This window comes from Streptomyces sp. NPDC058231 (assembly GCF_042882275.1).
GTDB lineage: Bacteria > Actinomycetota > Actinomycetes > Streptomycetales > Streptomycetaceae > Streptomyces.
This window is the reverse complement of the sequence record NZ_JBHVWN010000054.1, coordinates 21,588-43,227: the sequence shown is the minus strand read 5'-3', so window position 1 is coordinate 43,227 and position 21,640 is coordinate 21,588. Positions and strand designations below refer to the sequence as shown.

The window sequence follows — 21,640 nt, the reverse complement described above, 5'->3', positions numbered from 1 at the left end:
GCGGGGCTAGGCTCGGAATGCTGGGACAGGGATCGGGCGGCGAGCAGGAGAGCACGGAATGACGACGGTGCCGGGGCGCAGAGGCAGTACGTTCACCCGACTGCTGCGGCACGGCTTCACCGATCCCTCCGCTGCCGAGCGGCTGCTCGATCTGCCCGGTCTTTCGTCCGTGCGCGCCGATCCGGTGCTCCTCGAGGCGCTCGGGGCGACCGCCGACCCCGATCTGGCGCTGCGCGGACTCGTCCGGCTGGTGGAGGCGGAGGACGCCGACGAGCGGCAGATCCTGCTGGACACCCTCGTCACCGCCAAACCGCTGCGGGACCGGCTGCTGGGGGTGCTCGGCGCTTCCGAGGCGCTCGGTGACCACCTGGCCCGGCACCCCCGTCACTGGCAGGCCCTCGTCACGTACGAGGCCACCGATCTGCACCCGGGCGTGGCCGAGTTCGAGCACGAGCTCGCCGAGGCCCACGACCCGGACTCGCTGCGCGTCGCCTACCGCCGGTGCCTGCTGGCCATAGCGGCCCGTGACGTGTGCGGCACGACGGACGTCGCCCAGACCGCCGCCGAACTCGCCGACCTGGCGACCGCGACCCTGCGTGCGGCGCTCGCCATCGCCCGTACGGCCGCACCCGCCGACGCCGCCCTGTGCCGGCTCGCGGTGATCGCGATGGGCAAGTGCGGCGGACACGAACTGAACTACGTCTCCGACGTCGACGTCATCTTCGTGGCGGAGCCGGTCGACGGCGCGGAGGAGAGCAAGGCGGTCCAGGCCGCCACCAGGCTGGCCGCGCACATGATGCGGATCTGCTCGGAGACCACGGTCGAGGGCACCATCTGGCCGGTCGACGCCAATCTCCGGCCGGAGGGCCGCAACGGACCGCTGGTGCGGACGCTCTCCTCGCACCTCGCGTACTACCAGCGCTGGGCCAAGACCTGGGAGTTCCAGGCCCTGCTCAAGGCCCGGCCGGTGGCCGGCGACCCGGAGCTGGGCGCGGAGTACGTCGACGCGGTCTCCCCCCTGGTGTGGCAGGCCGCGGACCGGGAGAACTTCGTCGGCGACGTACAGAAGATGCGCCGCCGCGTCGTCGACAACATCCCCGCCGACCGCGTCGACCGCGAGATCAAGCTGGGCCCCGGCGGGCTGCGGGACGTCGAATTCGCCGTCCAGCTGCTCCAGCTCGTCCACGGCCGCAGCGACGCGGCCCTGCACAGCGGCTCGACGCTGGACGCACTGCGGGCGCTGGCCGCGGGCGGCTACGTCGGGCGGGTGGACGCCGCGCATTTCGACGACGCTTACCGGTTCCTGCGCGCCATGGAGCACCGCATCCAGCTCTACCGGCTGCGCCGCACCCACCTGGTACCCGAGGACGAGCCGGATCTGCGGCGGCTGGGACGCTCCCTGGGGATGCGTACGGACCCCATCGCCGAGCTCAACCAGGCATGGCGGCGGCACGCCTCCGTGGTGCGGCGGCTGCACGAGAAGCTGTTCTACCGGCCTCTGCTGGACGCCGTCGCCCAGCTGGCCCCCGGCGAGACCCGGCTCAGCGCGAAGGCCGCCGGGGTACGGCTCGAAGCGCTCGGATACGCCGACCCGGCCGCCGCGCTCCGCCATCTGGAGGCGCTGTCGTCCGGGGTGTCCCGCAAGGCCGCGATCCAGCGCACCCTGCTGCCGGTGCTGCTCGGCTGGTTCGCGGACTCCGCCGACCCGGACGCCGGGCTCCTCGGCTTCCGTCAGGTCTCCGACGCGCTCGGGAAGACCCCCTGGTACCTGCGGCTGCTGCGCGACGAGGGCGCGGCCGCGGAGAATCTCGCCCGGGTGCTGTCCGCCGGCCGGCTCGCCCCCGACCTGCTGCTGCGCGCTCCGGAGGCGGTGGCGATCCTCGGTGACCCGCAGGGACTGAAGCCGCGCACCCGGAACCACCTGCAGCAGGAGGTGCTGGCCGCGGTGGGGCGGGCGGAGGGCGCCGAGTCCGCGGTCGCGGTGGTCCGCGCCGTCCGGCGGCGCGAACTGTTCCGTACGACGGCGGCGGACATCATCGGCTCGTACGGGACGGAGGAGAACCCCGCGGAGCCCGACCCGGGCGCCCTCGTCGACCGGGTCGGCAACGCGGTCACCGACCTCAACGCGGTCACGGTCGCGGGCGCGCTGCGGGCCGCGGTACGCGAGCGGTGGGGCGACACCCTCCCCACCCGGTTCGCCGTCATCGGCATGGGCCGCTTCGGCGGCCATGAGCTCGGTTACGGATCCGACGCCGACGTCCTCTTCGTGCACGCGCCGCGCGAGGGCGTCGACGAGCAGGAGGCGGCGCAGGCCGCCAACACGGTCGTCGCCGAGATGCGCAGGCTGCTGCAGCTGCCCACCGCCGACCCGCCGCTGATCATCGACGCGGATCTGCGGCCGGAGGGCAAGAGCGGACCGCTGGTCCGTACGCTGAAGTCCTACGAGGCGTACTACCGGCGCTGGTCGCTGGTCTGGGAGAGCCAGGCCCTGCTGCGCGCCGAACCGATGGCGGGCGACGCGGACCTCGGCCGCGAGTTCACCGATCTGATCGATCCGCTGCGCTACCCGATGGAGGGGCTGGGGGAGGACGCGGTCCGCGAGATCCGCCGCCTCAAGGCCCGTATGGAGTCCGAACGGCTGCCGCGCGGCGCCGACCCGACGCTCCACACCAAGCTGGGGCGGGGCGGGCTGAGCGACGTCGAGTGGACGGTTCAGCTGATGCAGATGCAGCACGGCTGGGCGGAGCCGGGGCTGCGCACGACCCGTACCCGGGAGGCGCTGGCCGCGGCCTGTTCGGCGGGCCTGATCCCGGGCGAGGACGCGCAGACGCTGGACGAGGCATGGGTGCTGGCGACCCGGGTCCGCAACGCGGTGATGCTGGTACGCGGTCGCCCCGGGGACACGTTCCCCTCGGGGCCGCGCGAACTGACGGCGGTCGGCCGGTACCTGGGGTACGAGCCGGGGCACGTGGGCGACATGCTGGACGACTACCGGCGGATCACGCGGCGGGCGCGGGCGGTGGTGGAGGAGCGGTTCTACGGGGCGTGAGGGACCCACCGGGTTCCGGCCCCGGCTCCCGTACCTCAGGGGGCGGTGTCAGCGGCGCCCGGAGGCCTCGGTGGCCGGGCGCGGGGCCCTGACCGGTGTCCTCGTCCCGAGCCCGGCCAGTCGTGTCTGCGCTCCCGGTGCGGCGACCCGCTTCGGGAGATGGTGCGGCAGCGCCCCGTACCAGGCGTACGACACCGTGTAACCGAACGCCAGGCACGTCATGCCGCCCGCGGCGTCCAGCCAGAAGTGGTTCGCCGTCGACACGATCACGATCAGGGTGGTGGCCGGGTACAGCAGACCGAGGATCCGCGCCCAGGGCGCCGAGGCCAGCGCGAAGACGGTGAGCCCGCACCACAGCGACCAGCCGATGTGCATCGACGGCATCGCCGCATACTGGTTCGACATGTTCTTGAAGTTGCCCGAGGCCATCGAACCCCAGGTGTGGTGGACCAGCACGGTGTCGACGAAGTGCCCGCCGCGCATCAGACGCGGCGGCGCCAGCGGATAGAGGTAGTAGCCGAGCAGCGCGACGCCCGTGGTCGCGAACAGCGCCAGTCGCGCAGCCGCGTAACGGCCGGGATGGCAGCGGAACAGCCACACCAGTACGCCGATGGTGACGATGAAGTGCAGGGTGGCGTAGTAGTAGTTCATGGACACGATCAGCCATGTCACGGAGTTCACGGCATGATTGACCGTCCGCTCGACGGCGATGCCCAGGAAACGTTCCACCGACCAGAGCCAGTCGGCATTGGCGAGTGCCGCCGCCTTCTGTTCGGGGACGGCGTTGCGCACCAGCGAGTAGAGCCAGTAACTGACCGCGATCAGCAGTACTTCGAACCAGATGCGTGGCCTGCGGGGGGACCGCAGCGAACGCAGTCTCGTCGTCCTGCTGCTCCACCTCGCCGCGGGGGCCGCCCCGCCCTCGATGGGTGACGCGGTGGCCGCCGTTCGGCCTTCCTCTGACTTCACGCTCAATTCACCCATAGGCGTCGATTCTGCCAGAAATGTCCCTCTGCCCGATCATCCTCCGGTCGGGTTCCGGCTGCACATCATGCACCCTACGGGTGGGCGTGCGAACCTTCGGCCACCATGGGCGCGGAGCTCGGACCGGGGCCGGGACCTGCGGCGGTTGAACCGCGAACCACCAGCTCCGGCATGAAGACGAACTCGCTGTGCGGGGCCGGCGTGCCACCGATCTCTTCGAGCAGTGTGCGCACCGCCGCCTGGCCCATCGCCGTCACCGGCTGCCGGATGGTGGTCAGCGGCGGATCGGTGAATGCTATGAGGGGCGAGTCGTCGTAGCCGACGACCGACAGGTCGCGCGGTACCTCCATCGACAGCCGCCGGGCGGCCCGGATCGCGCCGAGCGCCATCATGTCGCTCGCGCAGACCACTGCCGTGCACCCTCGCTCCATCAGCGCCGAGGCGGCCGCCTGGCCGCCCTCCAGGGTGAACAGCGAGTGCTGGATCAGCCCCTCCACCTCGTCCGAGGTGAGGTTCAACTGCTCCTGCACGGTGGCGCGGAAGCCCTCGATCTTGCGGAGTACGGGTACGAAGCGCTTGGGCCCGACCGCGAGGCCGATCCGCTGGTGGCCCAGCGACACCAGGTGCGTCACCGCGAGCCGCATCGCCGCCCGGTCGTCGGGCGAGATGAACGGTGCCTGCACCTTCGGCGAGAAGCCGTTGACCAGGACGAAAGGCACGCCCTGGGCGCGCAGTTGCTCGTAGCGCTGCATATCGGCCGACGTGTCGGCGTGCAGGCCGGAGACGAAGATGATGCCGGAGACGCCACGGTCGACGAGCATCTCGGTGAGCTCGTCCTCGGTGGAGCCGCCGGGGGTCTGGGTCGCGAGCACCGGCGTGTAACCCTGCCGCGTCAGCGCCTGGCCGATGACCTGGGCGAGCGCCGGGAAGATGGGGTTCTCCAGCTCGGGCGTGATCAGTCCGACCAGTCCCGCGCTGCGCCTGCGCAGCCGTACGGGCCGTTCGTAGCCGAGGACGTCGAGCGCGGCGAGGACGGATTCACGGGTGGCTGCAGCAACACCTGGCTTGCCGTTCAGTACACGGCTGACCGTAGCCTCGCTGACCCCCGCCTGAATTGCGATATCGGCAAGCCGTGCGGTCATGGAAGTGGACTGTACCGGGCGCGTGTCGGATTGCCCACCATGCACAGGAATCGGACGACCGGACCGGTACGGCCAGGTGGGGCAACCGTACGTACGGACGATCGCTGCCGGCCGTCGGCCGCGCGTGGGGGCGGGGCGGCCGCAACGTCTTGCAAGACCTTGCGAGGCTTTCCTGCGGGCTGCAATCGGATCGTCGCGCTGCGGAATCGGAGGGGCCGGCCTTCTCCTGCCAGGGATGGGGCGCTTCCGTCAAGAGGCTTGACGGCAACCTTGAGGACACGCGAATGTAACGATTGTCGAGGCTTGCAGAAATCTTCCGCAAAGTCTTTCGGCTTTCTTTCATCCTTGTTACGTTCACGTCGACCCGGCGCCGCGACGGAGCGGTACGGCAGTTGAAGGAGTTCACAGATGCGACGTGGCATAACGGCCACCGCCCTGGTCGCGGCCCTGGCGCTCGCGGCGACCGCCTGCGGCAGTGACGACAAGTCCGACGGCACCAGCAAGAGCTCGGGCGAGCTTTCCGGGACCGTGACGTGGTGGGACACCTCCACCGCGGGCAGCGAGGACAAGGTCTTCAAGAAGATCGCCGAGGACTTCGAGAAGCAGCACCCGAAGGTCGACGTCAAGTACGTCAACGTGCCCTTCGGTGATGCGCAGAACAAGTTCAAGAACGCCGCGCAGTCCGGCTCCGGTGCCCCCGACGTGATCCGCTCCGAGGTCGCCTGGACCCCCGAGTTCGCGGACCTCGGCTACCTCGCGCCGCTGGACGGCACCCCCGCCCTGCAGAAGGCGGACGACTTCCTGAAGCAGGCCGCTGCCTCCACCAAGTACAACGGCAAGACGTACGCGGTGCCGCAGGTCATCGACTCCATGGGCATCTTCTACAACAAGAAGATCTTCAAGGAGGCAGGCGTCGAGGTCCCCAAGACCGTCGACGAGCTGAAGACCGTCTCCAAGACGATCAAGGCCAAGACCGGTAAGACCGGAATGTACCTGCGCGGCGACGACGCGTACTGGTTCCTGTCCTTCCTGTACGGCGAGGGCGGCGACATGGTCGACGCCTCCAGCAAGACCGTCACCATCGACAACCCGGCGGGCGTCAAGGCGATGAAGGTCGTCAAGGACCTCGTCGACTCCGGTGCGGCCAAGACCGACGCGACGGACGGCTGGGAGAACATGCAGTCGTCCTTCAAGGACGGCAAGGTCGCCATGATGATCAACGGCCCGTGGGCCGTCGCCGACACCTACGCCGGCAAGGAGTTCAAGGACAAGACCAACCTGGGCGTCGCCCCGGTCCCGGCCGGCTCCGTCGCGCAGGGTGCCCCGCAGGGCGGTCACAACCTGGCCGTCTACGCGGGCTCCAAGAACCTCGACGCCTCGTACGCCTTCGTCGACTACATGACGTCCGCGGACACCCAGGCCAAGGTCACCAAGGAGCTGAACCTCCTGCCGACCCGTACCTCCGCCTACGCGAAGCAGGAAGTCGTCGACAACGAGATCGTGGGCTTCTTCAAGCCGGTCGTCGAGTCGGCCGTCGAGCGCCCGTGGATCCCGGAGACCGGCAGCCTCTTCGCGCCGCTCGTCACCGAGTACACCAAGGTCCTGACCGGCCAGACCACGCCGGAGAAGGCCACCAAGGCCACCGGTGACTCCTACCGCAAGCTCCTCAAGGGCTGGAAGTAACTCAGGAAGGCAGGCCGACTGATGGCTGTCCACACCAGCCAGTCGGTGGCGAAGGCCGCGGGCGACGATGTCGCCCGCGGCCGGAGCCGCGGTACTGGTACCCCCCCGCCACCGAGCAGGCTCCGGCGCGCCCTGTCGACGCACTGGTACGCCTGGACCATGGTCGCCCCGGTCGTCGTCGTGATCGGCGTGATCATCGGCTACCCGCTGGTCCGGGGCGTCTACCTGTCGCTGACCGATGCCAACGAGCGCAACGTCGCACGGTCCATCGGCGTCAACCACATGCCCGCGACCTACAAGTTCGTCGGGCTGGACAACTACGCCGACGCGCTCACGGGCGACCAGTTCCTCGGCACGCTCGGCTGGACCCTGGTGTGGACGGTCTCCTGCGTGAGCATCACGTTCGTGCTCGGCATGGCCCTCGCCAACATCCTCAACCGCCGGATCGCCGGCCGCTCCGCCTACCGGATGGCACTGATCCTGCCCTGGGCCATCCCCGGCTTCGTCTCCGTCTTCGCCTGGCGCTTCCTCTACAACGAGGACCGCGGGCTGCTCAACAAGATCCTCTCCGGCGCCGGCATCGACGGCATCCCGTGGCTGAACGACCCGACCTGGGCGAAGCTCTCCGTCATCGCCGTCAACGTCTGGCTCGGCGTGCCGTTCATGATGGTCGCCCTGCTCGGCGGCCTGCAGTCGATCCCCAGTGAGCAGTACGAGGCCGCCGAGATGGACGGCGCCACCGCCTGGCAGCGGTTCCGCCACATCACGCTGCCCGGGCTGCGCCCGGTCTCCACCACGGTGATCCTGCTGTCGACCATCTGGACCTTCAACATGTTCCCGGTGATCTACCTGCTGACCCGCGGCGGACCCGGCGAGGCCACCCAGATCCTGGTCACCCAGGCGTACAAGTTCTCCTTCGAGATCAGCCCGCGCGACTTCGCGCAGTCCTCCACCTGGGGCGTGCTGATCCTCGTCCTCCTGATGCTCTTCGCCGCGGTCTACCGGCGAGTCCTCCGCACGCAGGGAGATACCTGGTGACCACCGCCCCCGCATCCACCGCGCGCCACTCGGCGCCCAAGGTCCGGCTCCGCGGCCAGCGCTCGCCGCTCGCCTCCGTCGGACTGCACCTCACGCTGATCGTGGCGTCCGTGATCGCCGTGTTCCCCGTGCTGTGGGTCCTGCTGACCTCGCTGAAGCCCGCCGCGTACGCCACGACGACGGACTTCTTCAAGGACACGACGTTCGAGAACTACACCGGCCTGATCAAGGACACCGAGTTCCTGACCTGGTTCGGCAACTCGCTGCTCATCGCCGGCCTCACCACGGTCCTCGGCGTCTTCGTCTCCGCCACCACCGGCTACGCCGTCAGCCGCTTCCGGTTCCCCGGCAAGCGCGGGCTGATGTGGACGCTGCTGATCACCCAGATGTTCCCGGTCGCCGTCCTCATCGTGCCGATCTACAACATCATGTCGAGCCTGGGACTGCTCAACCAGCCGGCCGGCCTCGTCATCACCTACCTCACCATCGCGGTGCCGTTCTGCGCCTGGATGATGAAGGGCTTCTTCGACACCATCCCGCGCGAGATCGACGAGTCGGGCCAGGTCGACGGCCTCACCCCGTTCGGCACGTTCTGGCGGCTGATCCTGCCGCTCGCCAAGCCCGGGCTGGCCGTCACCGCGTTCTACTCCTTCATCACCGCCTGGGGCGAGGTGGCCTACGCCTCCGCCTTCATGGTCGGTGACGAGAACCTCACGCTCGCCGGCGGACTGCAGAAGTTCGTCAACCAGTACGGAGCCCAGTGGGGGCCGATGACCGCAGCCTCCGTGCTCATCGCGATACCCGCGGCCCTGGTCTTCCTGTTCGCCCAGAAGCACCTGGTGACCGGCATGTCCGCCGGAGCCGTCAAGGGCTGACGCGCGCAGCGCGACCGTACGACCGCACGCACCAAGTCACGGCGGCGCCGGATCCCCGACCCGGTCCCGGCGCCGCCCCCCACCCAGACACCCCAGGGACGACATGACCCAGCACCTCGCTGCCCCCTCCACCGGCACGTCCGACGACGCTCCGGGCCACCGCACCGGCTGGTGGCAGGACGCGGTGATCTACCAGGTCTATCCGCGGAGCTTCGCCGACGGCAACGGCGACGGCATGGGCGATCTCGCAGGCGTACGCGGCAGACTCCCGTACCTCAAGGACCTCGGCGTCGACGCGGTCTGGCTCAGCCCGTTCTACGCGTCGCCGCAGGCCGACGCGGGGTACGACGTCTCCGACTACCGCGCCATCGACCCGATGTTCGGCACGCTGCTGGACGCCGACGCGCTGATCAGGGACGCCCACGACCTGGGACTGCGGATCATCGTCGACCTGGTGCCCAACCACTCCTCCGACCAGCACGAGTGGTTCAAGCGCGCCCTCTCCGAGGGCCCCGGCTCCGCGCTGCGCGAGCGTTACCACTTCCGCCCGGGCAAGGGCACGGACGGCGAGCTGCCGCCCAACGACTGGGAGTCCATCTTCGGCGGCCCCGCCTGGACCCGGACCACCGACCCGGACGGTACCCCCGGTGACTGGTACCTGCACCTGTTCGCGCCCGAGCAGCCCGACTTCAACTGGGAACACCCCGCCGTCGCCGACGAGTTCCGCTCCATCCTGCGGTTCTGGCTCGACATGGGCGTGGACGGCTTCCGGGTCGACGTCGCCCACGGTCTCGTCAAGGCCGAGGGGCTGCCCGACCTGGGCTCCCACGACCAGCTCAAGCTGCTCGGAAACGATGTCATGCCGTTCTTCGACCAGGACGGGGTGCACGAGATCTACCGCTCCTGGCGCACCATCCTCGACGAGTACCCCGGCGAGCGCATCGCCGTCGCCGAGGCATGGACCCCGACCGTCGAGCGCACCGCCAACTACGTGCGCCACGACGAGATGCACCAGGCGTTCAACTTCCAGTACCTCTCCACCGCCTGGGACGCCGCCGAGCTGCGCAAGGTCATCGACGTCTCGCTCGACGCGATGCGTCCGGTCGGCGCCCCCACCACCTGGGTGCTCTCCAACCACGACGTCACCCGGCACGCCACCCGGTTCGCCAACCCGCCCGGCCTCGGCACCCAGATCCGCACCGCGGGCGACCGCGAGATGGGGCTGCGCCGGGCCCGCGCCGCCAGCCTCCTGATGCTCGCGCTGCCCGGTTCGGCGTACGTCTACCAGGGCGAGGAACTCGGCCTGCCCGACGTCACCGACCTGCCCGACGAGGCGCGCCAGGACCCGTCGTTCTTCCGTGCCGAGGGTCAGGACGGCTTCCGTGACGGCTGCCGGGTGCCGATCCCGTGGACCCGCGACGGCAGCTCGTACGGCTTCGGCACCGGCGGCAGCTGGCTGCCCCAGCCCGACAGCTGGGCCGGGCTGAGCGTCGAGGCGCAGACCGGTGTGCCGGGCTCCACCCTGGAGCTGTACCGGGCGGCGATCGCCGCCCGCCGGGTGCACCCGGGACTGGGCGCCGGAACCGCGGTGGAGTGGCTGGACGCCCCGGAAGGGGTGCTCGTCTTCGCCCGTCCCGGCTTCGTCTGCACCGTCAACACGACGGGCCGGCCGGTCCGGCTCCCGGTCCGCGGCCAGGTCCTGCTGTCCAGCAGCCCGGTCGTCACCGACGGCGCCGAGATCGAGCTGCCCGCGGACACCACGGTGTGGTGGACGGTGTGACCGTCCCCTCGCCCAGGATCGGCGCCGCGCCGAGGCTCTCCGACATCGCCGCCCAGGCGTCGGTCAGCGAGGCGACCGTCAGCCGGGTGCTCAACGGCAAGCCGGGCGTCGCGGACACCACACGCCAGCGGGTGCTCGCGGCGCTCGACATCCTGGGCTACGAACGCCCCGTACGGCTGCGGCAGCGCAGCGCCGGGCTGATCGGGCTGGTGACGCCCGAGCTCATCAACCCGATCTTCCCGGCGTTCGCGCAGTCGGTGGAACAGGTGCTGGCCGGGCACGGCTACACCCCGGTGCTCTGCACCCAGCTGCCCGGCGGCGCCACCGAGGACGAACTCGTCGAGCAGCTCGTCGAGCGCGGCGTCGGCGGGATCGTCTTCCTCTCCGGTCTGCACGCCGACCTGTCGGCCGACCCCGCCCGGTACGCCGCACTCACCGAGCGCGGCGTACCGTTCGTCCTGATCAACGGGTACAACGAACGGATCAGCGCCCCCTTCGTCTCGCCCGACGACACCGCCGCCGTGCGGATGGCCGTCGGACATCTCGCCGAACTCGGCCATCGCAGGGTCGGACTGGCCATCGGGCCGCAGCGCTATGTGCCCTCCCGCCGCAAACGGGACGGTTTCCTCGACGCCGCGGTGAACCTGCTGGGAATGGACCGCGCCGACGCCGAACTCCTGGTCTGTTCCACGTTGTTCGGCGTCGAGGGCGGCCAGGTCGCGGCCGGGGCGCTGCTCGACAGGGGATGCACGGGCATCGTCTGCGGCAGCGACCTGATGGCGCTGGGCGTGGTGCGTGCGGCCCGGGACCGCGGTCTCGACGTGCCGCGGGACGTCTCCGTGGTCGGCTTCGACGACTCCCAGCTGATCGCGTTCACCGATCCGCCGCTCACCACGGTGCGGCAGCCCGTGCAGGCGATGGCCGCGGCCGCGGTCGGGGCGCTGCTGGAGGAGATCGGCGGCAGTCCCGTGCAGCGTACGGAGTACGTGTTCCAGCCGGAGCTGGTGGTACGGGGTTCCACCGCGGCGGTCCGTACCGCCTGAGCGGCCGTGGCGTACGGGGAGGTCCTGGGTCCGGAGGGGGGATCCGGGGCCTTTCCCCATGACCGGGCGCGGGGGAGGAACGCGGGGGTACAGGAGAGGCACCGGGAGTCGGCCCTGAATGGGCCGGCGGGGAGTGAGCGACTCCGGGTGCCTCTCTTGTCCGTGACCGGTCCGGCCGGCCGGGCGCGTGGGGCCCGTCTGCACGGGACCCCCGGCCGGCCGGACCGGAGTCGGGAGCAACTTAACAGCGCTGCAATGTTTTGCGTAAGGCCTTGCAGGAAGAAACCTGCAGTATTTCGCGGATGTAAGCGGGCGGTGTCCAAAGGGTTGACCGGAACCTGACGGGCTCGTACGGTCTCCCAGCGGCAAGGTTTGCATTCTTGCAGCAAGAACCTTCAGGAGCCTTGAGGGCAGGGCGCGTTGCCACGTGAGGCTGCACCGTCACCCCGCATTTCCCCCACAGCAGGAGGAAAGACATGGCACGCAGACCACTGTCTGCAGCGCTCGCCCTGATAGCCGGCGCCGCCGCCCTCGTGGCCCCCACCACGACCGCCCAGGCCTCCACGCCGGGCAACAAGGACGTCACCGCGGTCCTGTTCGAGTGGAAGTTCGACTCCGTGGCCAAGGCGTGCACGGACTCCCTCGGCCCGGCCGGCTACGGCTACGTACAGGTCTCGCCGCCCCAGGAGCACATCCAGGGCAGCCAGTGGTGGACCTCGTACCAGCCGGTCAGCTACAAGATCGCCGGACGGCTCGGCGACCGCGCCTCCTTCGCCGCCATGGTCGGCGCCTGCCACAGCGCGGGCGTCAAGGTCGTCGCCGACTCCGTCATCAACCACATGTCGTCCGGATCGGGCACCGGCACCGGCGGCTCCTCGTACACGAAGTACAACTACCCCGGTCTGTACTCCTCCGCCGACATGGACGACTGCACCGCGCAGATCAGCAACTACCAGGACCGCGCCAACGTCCAGAACTGCGAACTCGTCGGGCTCGCCGACCTCGACACCGGCGAGGACTACGTCCGCGGCAGGATCGCCGGATACCTCAACGACCTGCTCTCCCTCGGCGTGGACGGCTTCCGCATCGACGCCGCCAAGCACATGCCGGCGAGCGATCTCGCCAACATCAAGTCCCGGCTCACCAACCCCGGCGTCTACTGGAAGCAGGAGGCGATCTACGGGGCGGGCGAAGCGGTCTCGCCCAGCGAGTACACCGGCACCGGGGACGTCCAGGAGTTCCGCTACGCCCGCAGCCTCAAGCAGGTCTTCAACAACGAGAACCTCGCCGAACTGAAGAACTTCGGTGAGGGCTGGGGCTTCATGCCGTCCTCGACGACCGCGGTCTTCGTCGACAACCACGACACCGAGCGCGGTGGCGACACGCTGAACTACAAGGACGGCGCCAACTACACCCTCGCCAACGTCTTCATGCTGGCCTGGCCGTACGGGTCGCCCGACGTGCACTCCGGCTACGAGTGGACCGACAAGGACGCGGGTCCGCCCAACGGCGGTGCGGTCAACGCCTGTTACGCCGACGGGTGGAAGTGTCAGCACGCCTGGCGCGAGATCTCCTCCATGGTCGGATTCCGCAACACCGCCCGCGGCGAGGCCGTCACCAACTGGTGGGACAACGGTGGCGACCAGATCGCGTTCGGCCGCGGCGCCAAGGCGTACGTCGCGATCAACCACGAGAGCTCCTCGCTGACCCGCACGTTCCAGACGTCACTGCCCGCCGGTGACTACTGCGACATCCAGTCCGGCAACGGCGTCACCGTCAACGGCTCCGGCCAGTTCACCGCGACGCTCGGCGCCAACACCGCCGTCGCACTGCAGGTGGGCGCCCGCACCTGCACGGGCGGTGGCTCCACCACGAACCCCGGCACGGGTGCCTCCGGCGCCTCGTTCGGCGTCAACGCCACCACCCAGCCGGGCCAGAACATCTACGTGACCGGTGACCAGTCCGCGCTCGGCAACTGGAACACGGACAGCGCGCTCAAGCTGGACCCGGCGGCGTACCCGGTCTGGAAGCTCGACGTGGGCATGCCCGCCGGAACGTCCTTCGAGTACAAGTACCTCCGCAAGGACGCGAGCGGCGCCGTCACCTGGGAGAGCGGCGCCAACCGCACGGCGACCGTGCCCTCGTCGGGCACGGTGGCGCTGACGAGCGACGTCTGGCGGAGCTGAACCCGGCGCCCGGACCGGGGCGGCTGACCGAGTCGTCCCGGTCCGGGGGCCGGTGCCGCATCGGGGCGTCGCGGCGTCCGAGGAGACGCCCTGGTGGACCCCCGCCCCCGGCCCACCCCACGAGACCGTCCATCCCGAGAACCCCGTAACCCTCGCAATCAAGGAGACCCTGCCCCGTGTCCCGTACCTCCCTCAGACGGGGAGCCGTCGCCGCTCTGTGCGCGGCGCTCCTCCCCGTCGTCCCGGCGGCAGCCAGCTCCGCCGCACCGAGGCCCCCGGCCCCCCCGTCGGACGCAAGGCTCGCCGCCGAACCGGCCCGGCACGATCTGACCCGTGAGCAGTTCTACTTCGTCATGCCGGACCGGTTCGCGAACGGCGACACCTCCAACGACCGCGGCGGACTGACCGGTTCGCGGCTGGAGACCGGCTACGACCCCACGGACAAGGGTTTCTACCAGGGCGGCGACCTCAAGGGCCTGACCAGCCGGCTCGACTACATCAAGGACCTGGGGACGACCGCCATCTGGCTCGCCCCGATCTTCAAGAACCGCCCCGTCCAGGGCACCGGCAAGGACGCCTCGGCCGGCTACCACGGCTACTGGATCACCGACTTCACCCAGGTCGACCCGCACTTCGGAACCAACGCCGACCTGTCGAAACTGATCGACCGGGCCCACGCCAAGGGCATGAAGGTCTTCTTCGACGTCATCACCAACCACACCGCGGACACCGTCGACTACACGGAGAAGACCTACGGGTACAAGCCGAAGGGCGCCTACCCGTACCTCGACAAGGACGGCCGCCCGTTCGACGACAGCAAGGGCCTGGCGAAGGTCGACGCCGACTCGTTCCCGTACACACCGAAGAACACCGGGAGCAAGGTCCCGTCCTGGCTCGACGACCCGACGATGTACCACAACCGGGGGGACTCGACGTACGCCGGCGAGTCCACCACGTACGGCGACTTCTCCGGGCTGGACGACCTGTGGACCGAGCGGCCCGAAGTCGTCTCCGGCATGGAGGACATCTACGAGAAGTGGGTCCGCGACTTCCGGATCGACGGGTTCCGGATCGACACCGTCAAACATGTCGACCTGGACTTCTGGACCCAGTGGGCGACCGCCCTCGACGCCTACGCCGCCCGGCACGGCCGCGACGACTTCTTCATGTTCGGCGAGGTCTACTCCGCCGACACCGCCATCACCTCCCCGTACGTCACCCGGGGCAGGCTCGACGCGACGCTCGACTTCCCGTTCCAGGAGGCCGCCCGGCAGTACGCCTCGCAGTCCGCGCCGGCCTCGAAGCTCGCCGCCGTCTTCGGTGACGACTACCGGTACACCACCGACAAGGCCAACGCCTACGAGCAGGTGACCTTCCTCGGCAACCACGACATGGGCCGCATCGGCTCGTTCCTGAAGCAGGACAACCCGAAGGCCGACGACGCCGAGCTCGTCCGGCGGGCCGAGCTCGCCAACGAGCTGATGTTCCTCAGCCGGGGCAACCCCGTCGTCTACTACGGCGACGAGCAGGGCTTCACCGGCGCGGGCGGTGACAAGGACGCCCGGCAGACCATGTTCGCCTCGAAGACCGCCGACTACCTCGACGACGACCAGCTGGGCACCGACCGCACGCACGCCTCGGACGCGTACGACACCGGCCACCCGCTGTACCGGAACATCGCCGCGCTCTCCGAGCTGACCAAGGAGAACCCGGCGCTGCGGGACGGCGTGCAGACCGAGAGGTACGCGGAAGGATCCGTGTACGCCTTCTCGCGGACCGACCCCAAGCACTCCAACGAGTACGTCGTCGTCGCCAACAACGGCACGGCTTCGAGGACCGTCGAGCTGCCCACCGCGTCGGCCGGCATGAACTTCCGTACGCTGTACGGTGGTTCCGGTACGGTTCGAAGCGGCTCCGACAAGCGGATCACCGTCACGGTGCCGGCGCTGTCCAGCATCGTGCTGCGGGCCGAGAAGCCCCTGGCCGCTCCGGCCACCAAGCCCTCGATCACGCTGAAGGCGCCGGCCGCCGGCGCGACCGGGACCGTCGAGATCTCCGCGGACGTCGACGGCGGATCGCTGAACCGGGTCGTCTTCGCCGCCCAGACCGGCAACGGCAAGTGGGCCACCCTCGGCTCCGCCGACCACGCGCCGTACCGGGTCACCCAGCACCTGGACAGCAAGGTCGCGGCCGGAACGCCACTGCGGTACAAGGCTGTTGTGGTCGACCGCACCGGACACGCCGCGAGCGCCCTCGACTCGACGACCGCGGGCCAGGCGCCGGCGGAGACGAAGCCCGTCGCCGTCGAACGCGACTACGCCGTCGTCCACTACAAGCGCGCGGACGGCGACTACGACGGCTGGACGGCCGAGTCGGGCGGAAGCTCCGCCCCGTTCACCGGACGTGACGCCTACGGCGCCTTCGCCTGGATCAAGCTCGACGAGGGCACCTCGTCCGTCCCGTACACCGTCGAGAAGGACGCCGCCGCGGACGGGCCGCAACGCACCGTCGACCTCGCGAAGACCGGGCAGGTCTGGATCGAGCAGGGCAAGGACGGCCAGGCCGACGAGGCACCCGAGGGCGCCTACCCGGCGCCGGACCCGACGAAGGCGGTCCTGCACTACCACCGTGCCGACGGCGACTACGACGGCTGGGGGCTGCACACCTGGACGGGCGCCAAGGAACCCACGGACTGGGCCAAGCCGCTCCAGCCGGTGAAGAAGGACGCCTACGGCGTCACCTTCGAGGTGCCGCTCACCGACGGGGCCACCTCGCTCAGCTACATCCTTCACAAGGGCGACGAGAAGGACCTCCCCAGCGACCAGTCGCTCGACATCGCCACGTACGACCACGAGGTGTGGATGATCGCCGGACAGCCCGGCTACCTGCTGCCGCAGACCGGCGGTGTGCCCACCCCCGACCTCACCAAGGCCGAGGCACAGTGGATCGACTCCGACACCGTCGTGTGGAAGGTGAAGACCACCGACGCCACCAGCCAGCAGCTCGTCTACGCGAAGGACGGCGGGATCTCCGTCGTCGACGGGGCGCTGTCCGACGAGGGCCGGTGGCTGCGGCTCACGCCGTCCGCACTGACCGACGCCCAGAAGGCGAAGTACCCGCACCTCAAGGACTATCCGGCGTTCACCGTCGACCCACGGGACCGGGACAGGGTCCGTGAGGCGCTGCGCGGCCAGCTGATCGCCACCCAGCGCGCCGCCAACGGCGCCCTGCTCGCCGCCACCGGCGTACAGAGCGCGGGCGTCCTCGACGACCTCTACGGGAAGAACGCGGGCGCCGCGGCGCTCGGCCCGGTCTTCGACCACGGCCGTCCCACCCTCTCCGTCTGGGCCCCCACCGCGCAGACCGTCGCCCTGGAACTCGACGGGAGGAGCGTCCCGATGAGGCGTGACGACCGCACCGGCGTCTGGTCCGTCACCGGCACCTCGAAGTGGACGGGCAAGCCGTACCGCTATGTGGTGAAGGTGTGGGCGCCCACCGTTCAGAAGATCGTCACCAACAAGGTCACCGACCCGTACTCCACCGCCCTGACCACCGACTCCGCCCGCAGTCTCGTCGTCAACCTCGACGCGCCCGGCCTCGCGCCGAAGGGCTGGTCCGGGCTGAAGAAGCCCGCCGCCGTCCCGCTGCGTGACGCCCAGATCCAGGAGCTGCAGATCCGCGACTTCTCGATCGCGGACCCCACCTCCGAGCACCCCGGTGAGTACCTCGCGTTCACCGACACCCGGTCGGACGGGATGAAGCACCTCAAGGAACTCGCCGACTCCGGCACCAGCTACGTCCACCTGCTGCCCGCCTTCGACATCGGCACCATCCCCGAGAAGAAGTCGGCCCAGCAGAAACCCGCCTGCGATCTGTCGGTCTACGCCCCCGACTCCGAGGAGCAGCAGGCCTGTACGGCGAAGGCGGCCGCGCAGGACGGGTTCAACTGGGGCTACGACCCACTGCACTACACCGTCCCCGAGGGCTCGTACGCCTCCGACCCGAACGGCACCCGGCGCACGGTCGAATTCCGGCAGATGGTGCAGGGGCTGAACGGCGCCGGGCTGCGGACCGTCATGGACGTCGTCTACAACCACACCGTCGCCTCCGGCCAGGACGACAAGTCCGTCCTCGACCGGATCGTGCCCGGCTACTACCAGCGACTCCTGGACGACGGCACCGTCGCCACCTCCACCTGCTGCGCCAACACCGCTCCCGAGAACACCATGATGGGCAAGCTCGTCGTGGACTCGATCGTGACCTGGGCCAAGGAGTACAAGGTCGACGGCTTCCGTTTCGACCTGATGGGACACCACCCCAAGGCCAACATCCTCGCCGTCCGCAAGGCACTCGACGCGCTGACCCCTGCCAAGGACGGCGTCGACGGCAAGAAGATCATCCTGTACGGGGAGGGCTGGAACTTCGGTGAGGTCGCCGACGACGCCCGCTTCGTCCAGGCCACCCAGAAGAACATGGCCGGCACCGGCATCGCCACCTTCTCCGACCGGGCCCGCGACGCCGTCCGCGGCGGCAGCCCGTTCGACGAGGACCCCGGCGTCCAGGGCTTCGCCAGCGGCCTCTACACCGACCCCAACTCCTCGACCGCCAACGGCACCCCGGCCGAACAGAAGGCCCGGCTGCTCCACTACCAGGACCTGATCAAGGTCGGCCTGACCGGCAACCTTGCCGACTACACCTTCACCGACTCGTCGGGCCGCACGGTCAAGGGCTCCGGCATCGACTACAACGGGGCACCCGCCGGATATGCGGCGGTCCCCGGCGACGCCCTCGCCTACGCGGACGCCCACGACAACGAGTCGCTGTACGACGCCCTCGCGTTCAAGCTCCCGGCGGCCACCTCGGCCGCCGACCGGGCCAGGATGCAGGTCCTGGCGATGGCGACCGCCACCCTGTCGCAGGGCCCGTCGCTCTCCCAGGCCGGCACGGACCTGCTGCGCTCCAAGTCACTGGACCGCAACTCGTTCGACAGCGGCGACTGGTTCAACGCACTGCACTGGGACTGCCGCGACGGCAACGGCTTCGGCCGCGGCCTGCCGCCCGCCGCCGACAACCAGGCCAAGTGGCCGTACGCCAAGCCGCTGCTGGCGTCCGCCGCGCTCCGCCCCGGCTGCGCGCAGATCGACGGCGCGTCCGCCGCGTACCAGGACCTGCTCACCATCCGCAGCACGGAGAAGGAGTTCGATCTCGCCACCGCCGAGCAGGTGCAGTCCGCGCTGTCGTTCCCGCTCTCCGGGAAGGACGAGACGCCCGGGGTCATCACCATGCGCCTCGGAAAGCTGGTGATCGTCCTCAACGCGACCCCCGGCACCGAACGCCAGCAGATCGACGGTCTCGCCGGAAAGGACTACGCCCTGCACCCCGTCCAGGCCGCGGGGGCGGATTCTACTGTCAAGAAGTCCTCGTACGAGAGGAGTTCGGGAAGCTTCACCGTCCCGGGACGCACGGTGGCCGTGTTCTCCCTGCGGTGAGCCGCGCCCGACTACGTTGAGGGCAACCGCCGGGGAGCGAGTCGCATCACGCTCCCGGGCGCGTCCCTCCCACACCTCGGCCGGTCCCGGTCCCCTTTCCCGTGCGCGCATGCCGTACGGGGGAGGGGACCGCCCCGACTCGTCACGGCCCGCCGCAGGAGAACGGGGCGCCCGGCGCTCCACCGGCGGGAGCAAGGATCGATCGTGCCGCGTGCCGGACAGTGACAGTGACGGTGACCATGGTGGGAAACATTCCCGAGGAGACAGCGAGTTTCGTCGGACGCGAGGCGGAACTGGCCCGCCTCGAACACACCCTCCGCACGGACCGGCTGACCACACTCACCGGCCCCGGCGGGGTGGGCAAGACCAGGCTCGCGGTCCGTGCGGCCGCACAGGCGGCCCCCGCCCACCGCGACGGGGTCCGATGGGCGGACCTGGCCCCGCTCCAGGGCGACGAACTGCTCGTCGCCACCGTCTCCGACGCGGTCGGGCTCTCCGACCACACCCTGCGCATGCCCATCGACGCCCTGTGCGAATGGCTCTCCGACAAGGAGCTGCTGCTCGTCCTGGACTCCTGCGAGCACCTGCGCCCCACCTGCAGGCATCTGCTCGGCGAGATCCTCACCACCTCGCCCGGCCTCACCGTGCTCGCCACCAGCAGGCAGCCCCTCGACATCAAGGGCGAACAGCTCGTCGAGGTGACCCCGCTGCCGGTCGACGGGGCGGCCGACGCCCTCACCCTGTTCCGGGACCGGGCCCGGGCCGCGGACCCGGGCGCCACCTTCGACACCCCGTGCGACGCCGCGGCCGCCGCCGAGATCTGCCTGCGCCTCGAAGGCATCCCGCTCGCCATCGAACTGGCCGCGGGCGGCATCGGCCGGCACACCGTCGAGCAGGTCGCCGCACGGCTCGGCTCCCGCTTCGACGTGCTCACCGACGCGTCGCTGTGGCCACCGCGCCACCGCACCCTGCGCACCACGATCGGCTGGAGCCACGAACTCTGCACACCGTTGGAACGGCTGCTCTGGGCCCGGCTCACCGTCCTGCGCGACGACTTCGACGAAGCGGTGGCCCGCGAGGTCTGCGCCGAGGGGCCGCTGACCGAGGACGCGGTGGTCACCGCGTTGCGCGGGCTGGTCGCCAAGTCCGTGGTCGGACGGGACGGGGAACGGTACCGGATGCTCGACACCATCCGTGAGTACGGGCGGATGTGGCTCGTCGAACTCGGCGAGGAACGGGCCGCCGCCGACCGGCACGCCGCCTGCTTCCTCCGCCTGGCCCGCAGAGCCCACTCGGGCTGGACCGGCGACGACCAGATCGCCTGGTACGACCGCATCGCCGCGACCCACGCCGACCTGTGCGCCGCCCTCGAACACCTCCTCGCCCACGATGCCCCTGCCGCCCAGGAGATGGCGGGCCGGATCGGCTTCTTCTGGTGCTGCTGCGGACACCTGCCCGAGATCCGCCGGTACGCCCGGCGCGCCCTTGACGCCGGACCGGGTGAAGGACCGCACCGCACCCGCCTGCTGTGGGTGCTCGGCGTCACCCTGATGCTCCAGGGCGACTATCCGACCGCCCGGCGCGTCGGCGAGGAGTGCTCCAGGGCGGCGGCCCGCGACGGAACGAACGAAGGCATCCTCGCCGCCGCCTGTCTGCGCGGTCTCACCGACCTGATGACCGGCCGCCCGGAACGGAGCCTCGCCGGGATCGCCCGGGTACTGGAGTCGAGCGAGGCCGCCACCCCGGTCGAGACGGCCTACCGGCTGCGCTGCCACCTCATCACCGTCTTCGCGCTGACCGGCCTGGGCAGGCTCGAAGAGGCGGCGGAAGCGGCCGTGGTCCTGCGCGCGGCCTGCGAGGCGCGGGACGAGTGCTGGACCCGGTCGTACGTCGACTACCAACTGGCGCTGATCGCCCTGCTGCAGGGCCGTCCCGAGGCGTCCGCCGCCCACGCCCGGTCGATGCTCGCGGGCAAGCACCGGCTCCGCGACAGCTTCGGCATCGCCCTCGGTCTGGACGTCCTCGCCGCCGCGATCGCCGCCCAGGGCGAGGGTGCCCGCGCCGCCCGGGTGTACGGCACCGGCCACGCGTACTGGCGCATGGTCGGCTACCCGCAGCGCGGTACGCCCGAACTCGCCCCGGTCCGCGAGGCCTGCGAGCGCCAGGCCCGCGAGGCGGTCGGGGACGACGCCTACCGGCGCGCCTTCGAACAGGGCCGGACGGACGGCGCCGAGGCGGGCCTCACCGAGGCGCTCCAGACGGAGCCGCGCACCCGGCGACGCGACGCCCGGGGCAGGCGGTGAGTCAGGGGCGGGCGGAGATTTCGCTTGTGCGGTGATGCCGGTCGACGAAAGGGTGGGGTCCGACAACG

11 protein-coding genes are annotated in these 21,640 nt (G+C 70.3%); 9 read left to right on the top strand and 2 right to left on the bottom strand.

All coding sequences use genetic code 11. The features are described from left to right. Nucleotides 1-58: 58 nt before the first annotated feature. Nucleotides 59-3,049 carry a bifunctional [glutamine synthetase] adenylyltransferase/[glutamine synthetase]-adenylyl-L-tyrosine phosphorylase gene (locus tag ACFVXE_RS28575; RefSeq protein ID WP_389675411.1) on the top strand — a complete coding sequence of 997 codons (2,991 nt, stop codon included), beginning with the start codon at nucleotides 59-61 and terminating at the stop codon, nucleotides 3,047-3,049. 48 nt (nucleotides 3,050-3,097) lie between these two features. Here the strand turns inward: ACFVXE_RS28575 and ACFVXE_RS28570 are convergent, their stop codons facing one another. After that, nucleotides 3,098-4,033: a phosphatase PAP2 family protein gene (locus ACFVXE_RS28570; protein WP_389675409.1), complete on the bottom strand. Its 936-nt coding sequence runs from the start codon at nucleotides 4,031-4,033 to the stop codon at nucleotides 3,098-3,100. A gap of 74 nt (nucleotides 4,034-4,107) precedes the next feature. After that, nucleotides 4,108-5,175 carry a LacI family DNA-binding transcriptional regulator gene (locus tag ACFVXE_RS28565; RefSeq protein ID WP_389675407.1) on the bottom strand — a complete coding sequence of 356 codons (1,068 nt, stop codon included), beginning with the start codon at nucleotides 5,173-5,175 and terminating at the stop codon, nucleotides 4,108-4,110. 408 nt (nucleotides 5,176-5,583) lie between these two features. Here ACFVXE_RS28565 and ACFVXE_RS28560 point away from each other — a divergent pair, with 408 nt between their 5' ends. The 8 genes from ACFVXE_RS28560 (at nucleotide 5,584) to ACFVXE_RS28525 (ending at nucleotide 21,572) form a co-directional block, all read left to right on the top strand. Next, nucleotides 5,584-6,858 (top strand): extracellular solute-binding protein, encoded by a 1,275-nt coding sequence (locus ACFVXE_RS28560; protein WP_389675405.1) that lies wholly within the window; start codon nucleotides 5,584-5,586, stop codon nucleotides 6,856-6,858. A 21-nt stretch (nucleotides 6,859-6,879) separates the two neighbouring features. Further along, on the top strand, nucleotides 6,880-7,896 hold the full coding sequence (locus ACFVXE_RS28555) for a carbohydrate ABC transporter permease (RefSeq protein ID WP_389675404.1): 1,017 nt from the start codon (nucleotides 6,880-6,882) through the stop codon (nucleotides 7,894-7,896). Beyond that, a complete protein-coding gene (locus ACFVXE_RS28550) occupies nucleotides 7,890-8,771 on the top strand; it encodes a sugar ABC transporter permease (RefSeq protein ID WP_389675429.1) in 882 nt (293 codons plus the stop codon). The genes ACFVXE_RS28555 and ACFVXE_RS28550 overlap by 7 nt, the downstream gene beginning before the upstream one ends. Before the next feature lie 103 nt (nucleotides 8,772-8,874). Continuing rightward, on the top strand, nucleotides 8,875-10,551 hold the full coding sequence (locus ACFVXE_RS28545) for a glycoside hydrolase family 13 protein (RefSeq protein WP_389675402.1): 1,677 nt from the start codon (nucleotides 8,875-8,877) through the stop codon (nucleotides 10,549-10,551). Beyond that, a complete protein-coding gene (locus tag ACFVXE_RS28540; protein WP_389675400.1) occupies nucleotides 10,536-11,594 on the top strand; it encodes a LacI family DNA-binding transcriptional regulator in 1,059 nt (352 codons plus the stop codon). Before ACFVXE_RS28545 ends, ACFVXE_RS28540 begins: the two co-directional genes overlap by 16 nt. A 476-nt stretch (nucleotides 11,595-12,070) precedes the next feature. After that, nucleotides 12,071-13,780: a carbohydrate-binding module family 20 domain-containing protein gene (locus tag ACFVXE_RS28535; RefSeq protein WP_389675398.1), complete on the top strand. Its 1,710-nt coding sequence runs from the start codon at nucleotides 12,071-12,073 to the stop codon at nucleotides 13,778-13,780. A 176-nt stretch (nucleotides 13,781-13,956) separates the two neighbouring features. Then, the gene (gene pulA / locus ACFVXE_RS28530) at nucleotides 13,957-19,269 is read left to right on the top strand and encodes a pullulanase-type alpha-1,6-glucosidase (RefSeq protein ID WP_389675396.1); all 5,313 of its coding nucleotides are present in this window, start codon (nucleotides 13,957-13,959) and stop codon (nucleotides 19,267-19,269) included. 239 nt (nucleotides 19,270-19,508) lie between these two features. Beyond that, nucleotides 19,509-21,572, top strand: coding sequence for an ATP-binding protein (locus ACFVXE_RS28525; protein WP_389675394.1), 2,064 nt, complete (start codon nucleotides 19,509-19,511; stop codon nucleotides 21,570-21,572). The last annotated feature ends 68 nt before the right edge of the window (nucleotides 21,573-21,640 follow it).